Below are 4,856 nucleotides of genomic sequence, written 5' to 3'. Positions count from 1 at the left end.
AAATGAGGAAATCACCTAAAGCGCTGCGCGCTGGTGTAGTCACTCCGGCGCCTTCTTACTTTTTTGGTCGGCACTGCGCAAGTTCGCCCTCGCCCTCGCGCCAGCCGCCTGACCGCTCGGCAGCGAGCTTCCCACATCGCTGACAAATCCTTGATCCTCCCCGCTGCGGGGGACGTCCCCGCGGTCATCGAGGAGAGAGTCATGAGTGAGTTGCGTAAGCGCATGCGGGACGCCATGTGCCTGCGAGGAATGGCGGCACGGACGCAGGAAGCCTACACCGACGCGGTCGCTGAGCTTGCCAAGTACTATGGCCGATCGCCGGCGGAACTCGGCGTCGGCGAGGTGCAGGCCTACCTGCTGCACCTGATTCGCGACAAGAAGCTCGCTTACGCGAGCGTCAATCAAGCGTCTTGCGCCTTCCGCTTTCTTTTCCGGCGCGTCCTGGACCGCTCGGAAGCGGGCTTCGACATTCCGATGGCCAAGGTGCCCAAGCGTTTGCCGCAGATCCTCTCGCGCGCAGAAGTCGCCCGCCTGATTGACTCCGCGAGGACCCTGCGCGGACGAACGCTGTTGATGACCCCCTATGCCGCCGGCCTGCGGGTCTCGGAAGTTGGCGCACTGCAAGTCGGGGACATCGAAAGCGCGGCCGATCGCAGGTGCCTCAAGGTGCGCCAAGGCCAGGGCGGCAAAGATCGCTCCACGCTGCTCTCGCCGCGCCTGCTCGCCGCCTTGCGCACCTACTGGCGCGACACCCGGCCGCCGCTCTGGCTTTTCCCGAACCGGGCGGGCACGGGGCCGATGGAAATCCAGACCGCGCAGCGGATCTACTACGCCGCACGTCATGCGGCGGGCATCGCCCCCGAGGGCGGCATCCACGGTCTCCGGCACGCCTTTGCCACGCATTTGCTCGAAGCCGGCGTCGATCTCTACAGCATCGGCCGCCTGCTCGGCCACGGCCATCTGTCGACCACCTCACGCTATCTGCATCTGGCGCGCTCAAGCCTCACCGGTAACCCCTCGCCTCTGGAACTGCTCGCCCCGCTCGCTTGAGTCACCGCCGGTGACCCTGGCCGAGATCTTCCGCCGACACGGGCCGGCGTTCCTCGCCGGGCGCGCTTTGTCGTCTGGCCTGGCGAAAGTCTGGCGGGCGATCGTCGCCTGTCGCACGGCGCTCCTCGGCGGGCATGTCGAGACCTGTAACTGCTGCGGCGTTGTCCGTCACGTCTATCACTCGTGTCGCAACCGCCACTGCCCGCAGTGCCAGACGCGAGCCAAGGAAGACTGGCTGGCGAAACGACGCCAGGAGCTCTTGCCGGTGCCATACTTCCATCGGGTGTTTACCTTGCCGCATGCCCTCAACGGGCTGATCGGACAACGCCCCCGGGCGATCTACGAGTTGCTCTTTGCCGTGGCGTCGGCGACCCTCAGCGACTTTGCCGCCAACCCGCGCTGGCTCGGCGGCACGCCGGCGTTCTCGCTCGTCCTGCACACCTGGAAACAGGATCTCGGACGGCATGTCCACGTGCACGCCCGGGTCGCCGGCGGGGCGCTGACCGCCGAGGGGGAATGGACATCGCCCAGGCGCGGTTTCCTGTTTCCGGTCAAAGCGCTGTCCAGAGTCTTTCGCGGCAAGTTCAGGGCGGCGCTGAGTTCGGCCCGCAGTGCGGGCCAGCCGCTGGCCGAAGCGCTGGCCGACGAGAAGGTCTGGCACGCGCTGCGCCGCCAGTTGCTGACGCACGACTGGGTGGTCTATGCGAAGCAGCCGCTCGGCGGGCCGGCGCAGGTGCTCGAATACTGGGCGCGCTACACGCATCGGGTGGCCATTTCGAACGAGCGTCTGGTCGACAGGGATGAGACGACGGTGCGTTTCCGGGTGCGCACAACGGCGGGCAAACGTGTGCTTCGCTTGCCGGCAGCGGTGTTCATCGAGCGCTTCCTGCTGCACGTCCTGCCCACCGGTTTCAAGCGCATCCGGCACTACGGCCTGCTCGCCTCGGCGGCCAAGGGGAAGAAGCTCGCGCTCGCCCGCCAGGCGTTGTCGGTACCGACCCCCGATCCCGTGATCCCGGCGACGGTCGAGGACTTCCTCCGGCGCATCGGCCGCGCCGAGTACGCGCGCTGCCCGCACTGTCCAGTCGGGCGCTTCGTTCTCACCGCGGTGATCTTGCCTCAGCGTCCGGCGACACCGCCCAACCTCTGCGTTCGGGCGTCGCCGTGAGAAGCGCAGCCGATTGCCGACGGGCTTCTCGTAGGCTATGGCGCTGCTGGTGGCCAGGACGCGGCTCGTCGGTCGCCTGCCGAGGGCTCGATTCCGGCGCTGTCTCAGGCACACGAGAGCGTTTCGTGGGCTCCTGCAGCGCGTCCACGACTCACGGGCCCGTGCGCGTCAGCCGTTACCCTGCCGTCTGACCGCCGCAACCAGTGCCCAAGGCTTGACCCCAGGGCCGGGAAGCTTACAATCCCCATAAGTACCGCCGTCGAGGCGCTTCAGTCCAACAAGGTTTATCTGCCGCGGAGTCTTTTGCGGCTGGACCCGGCGCTTCCGGCGCGGCAGATAAACGCTATTCGTTAGGCATCACATCCATGCTGCTGGCGCGTCATCCACAATGCAACTGATTCGTGGCTGCGCCGCCGATCACACGCTACACTGGTTGCCAACCACCGACGAGAGGGAAATCATGAGCATCAACTCGCTTACCAATGCAGCCGCAGCTCGGCGGCCGGACACGCTTCCACTAAATGACGTCCCGAAGGATGCAGGGGAGATCGCGGCGGCCGCGAACACACCTCCAACCGCAGGCCCAAAGCCCACGGAAACGCTCGCCAACCAGAAAAACGCGGTAGAAACTGCCTTGAACGTGCTGTTTGGGTACATACCTACTGAGGTCATCACGCTCTACGTCGCAGTAATCAGTGCAATTCAGTCGGGGCCGAAACCGACGCAAGGCGAATGGAATGCTTTCATTGCGTTTGCAGTAGCCACACCGATCGTCGTCTGGTTGGTGTACGGTGCGAAGCTAAAGCAGGCGAGCAAGCCTCTTCCAACCGCGTATGGTGCGTGGCCGGTTTGGGAAATGGCAGCCGCCACCATCGCTTTTGTTGCATGGTCATTCGCGCTTCCACGGTCCCCTTTTGCCGCATATGACTGGTACTCTGCAGCGCTCTCCGGAGTAGTCGTCCTAATCGTCTCCACTCTCCTTGGCCTTGTTGCTCCGTTCTTCCAGCGCCCTCTTGCGCAGTGATGCCTAACCCCTAAGGATTGGACACGACCCGCAGGGTCGTCTCAATCCGTTGTTCAAGAAGCCCGGTACCACAGGCAGAGCAACGGTTGGCTACAGAGAGAGAGGGGGGAATGCCTCGAGCGGATCGGTCGAAGCAGTGCACGCAGAGGATGCGCGTCAGAATGCGGCGTCAGAAAACTCGCCGATCAAACCCATCGCGGCGGTTGTCAGGGTTCGATCGACGGTGTGGCAAGAGCCGGCGAGTGGTTGCCCCAGTCATTTTTCGGGCAGCGGGCGGCAGTCTCCCTGCGCCCCTCGCGGAAACCGCTGCAGGGCGAACGTCACGAAGAGGAAATGAAGTGGCGCGCTGGCGGAGCGTCTATCCCGACCCGCAACCCGCACTCGCCCCAACCGGCTTGCCACCGATCTCGCCAAGGCGCGACAAGTCCCGACTGCCCAGGGGACGCGGCAACCGCACACCACAGCAGCGCAGCCTCCCGCCACAGTGCGGGCAAATCGGGCCTCGTGGTGTCGGGTGCTCGGACTGATTGTCCGCGGCTTCCGCCGCACTCACGGCGAAACCCCGGGCCAGTTCAATCCGACCCTTCACCTCCGGGATGCTCATGGAGCAACTCGGCGAGAGAAAGCCGAAGTAGCGCACCTTCATGAACCCGGTGGGCAAGACATGCTGCAGAAAGCGGCGGATGAACTCCGCCGGCGGGAGTGCCATCGTCCGCTCGCGCTGACTGTTCACCTTGCGATCGCGAAACACCCCCTCAGTATCATCGGCGCGAAGGAGGCGTCCCTCCGAGATCGCCACCTTGAACACATCGCGGGAGAGATACTCGAGGCTCGCCTGCGCGTCGCCGACCGACTGGCAATTGACGTTCCAATCGACCGTCCAGACTGCTGGGTCGATCTCTCCGAGCAAGCCGGCGGCGTCCATCGCATCGCGGAACTTCGCCCGGAAGATCGGCGACCGGGCCCGCACGGACAGAAAGAAACCGCGGTTGGCCGCGTGCCAGCGGCCATCGGCACGATCAAACCCGCCGCCAGGTATCCCGTAGTGGATATGCGGAGGGTACTGGAGTTGCCGGCCCCAGGTGTGCAGCACACCAAAGAAGCCTGGCGTGTCAGCCCCCAGGTGCTGGTCATCGGCGGCCAGGGCCTTGATTGCCCCGGCGGATGCCGCGAATGGCGCCCCATAGCCTTCACGCGGATGGCCACGCAGAAACTCGCGCAAGGGCGCCGGCACGGTGAAGGTCAGCATGAAGTAGGGAGTTGGCAACTGCCGATCGAGTTGACGCGCGAGCCACGCTTCGGCCTTGCCCTACGGGCAGACTGGGCAGTGGCGGTTGCCGCAGCAGCGCGCAGCGACATGCGGCTCGCCGCAGTCCTCGCACTGATAGAACACCGAACCACAGGCGGCGCTGCGGCAATCGATGATCGCCTCGATCACCCGGGCGTGGCTGCCGGGCAGGGTTTTGCCGAACTCGGCCAGGTAGGCCGGTCCGTGCCGGCGAAAGATCTCCTGAATGGCGCCCATGTCACAGATCGTCCATCAGTTCATTGAGGCGAGCCACCGCCTCTTCCTGCCCCTTGCTGGTCAGGTGCAGATATACTGAAATAGGTAAC

Annotated in this window: 5 protein-coding genes; 3 read left to right on the top strand and 2 right to left on the bottom strand. The window is 64.9% G+C overall.

Translation table 11 applies throughout. The features are described from left to right. Positions 1 to 201: 201 nt before the first annotated feature. From AW06_RS19385 to AW06_RS19375, 3 genes are all read left to right on the top strand, one after another. Positions 202 to 1,050: a site-specific integrase gene (locus AW06_RS19385; protein WP_034953774.1), complete on the top strand. Its 849-nt coding sequence runs from the start codon at positions 202 to 204 to the stop codon at positions 1,048 to 1,050. After that, complete coding sequence (locus AW06_RS19380; RefSeq protein WP_273704926.1) at positions 986 to 2,218, top strand: IS91 family transposase; 1,233 nt, start codon at positions 986 to 988, stop codon at positions 2,216 to 2,218. The genes AW06_RS19385 and AW06_RS19380 overlap by 65 nt, the downstream gene beginning before the upstream one ends. A 460-nt stretch (positions 2,219 to 2,678) precedes the next feature. Continuing rightward, positions 2,679 to 3,242 (top strand): hypothetical protein, encoded by a 564-nt coding sequence (locus AW06_RS19375; protein WP_273704925.1) that lies wholly within the window; start codon positions 2,679 to 2,681, stop codon positions 3,240 to 3,242. Positions 3,243 to 3,600: 358 nt separating this feature from the next. Here the strand turns inward: AW06_RS19375 and AW06_RS19370 are convergent, their stop codons facing one another. Next, positions 3,601 to 4,509 (bottom strand): transposase, encoded by a 909-nt coding sequence (locus tag AW06_RS19370; protein WP_273704924.1) that lies wholly within the window; start codon positions 4,507 to 4,509, stop codon positions 3,601 to 3,603. A gap of 42 nt (positions 4,510 to 4,551) precedes the next feature. Beyond that, positions 4,552 to 4,767, bottom strand: a complete 216-nt coding sequence (locus AW06_RS21380; protein ID WP_273704923.1) for a transposase zinc-binding domain-containing protein — start codon at positions 4,765 to 4,767, stop codon at positions 4,552 to 4,554. Positions 4,768 to 4,856 lie beyond the last annotated feature (89 nt).

The organism is Candidatus Accumulibacter cognatus, from assembly GCF_000584975.1.
GTDB lineage: Bacteria > Pseudomonadota > Gammaproteobacteria > Burkholderiales > Rhodocyclaceae > Accumulibacter > Accumulibacter cognatus.
Note: the sequence above shows the minus strand (reverse complement) of the source record. Positions and strands in the feature narration are given on the sequence as shown.

Bases quoted from the DNA above. Each gene is read 5' to 3' on its own strand.
- AW06_RS19385 (WP_034953774.1), top strand. From the start codon at position 202: ATGAGTGAGTTGCGTAAGCGCATGCGGGACGCCATGTGCCTGCGAGGA.
- AW06_RS19375 (WP_273704925.1), top strand. From the start codon at position 2,679: ATGAGCATCAACTCGCTTACCAATGCAGCCGCAGCTCGGCGGCCGGAC.
- AW06_RS21380 (WP_273704923.1), bottom strand. From the start codon at position 4,767: ATGGGCGCCATTCAGGAGATCTTTCGCCGGCACGGACCGGCCTACCTG.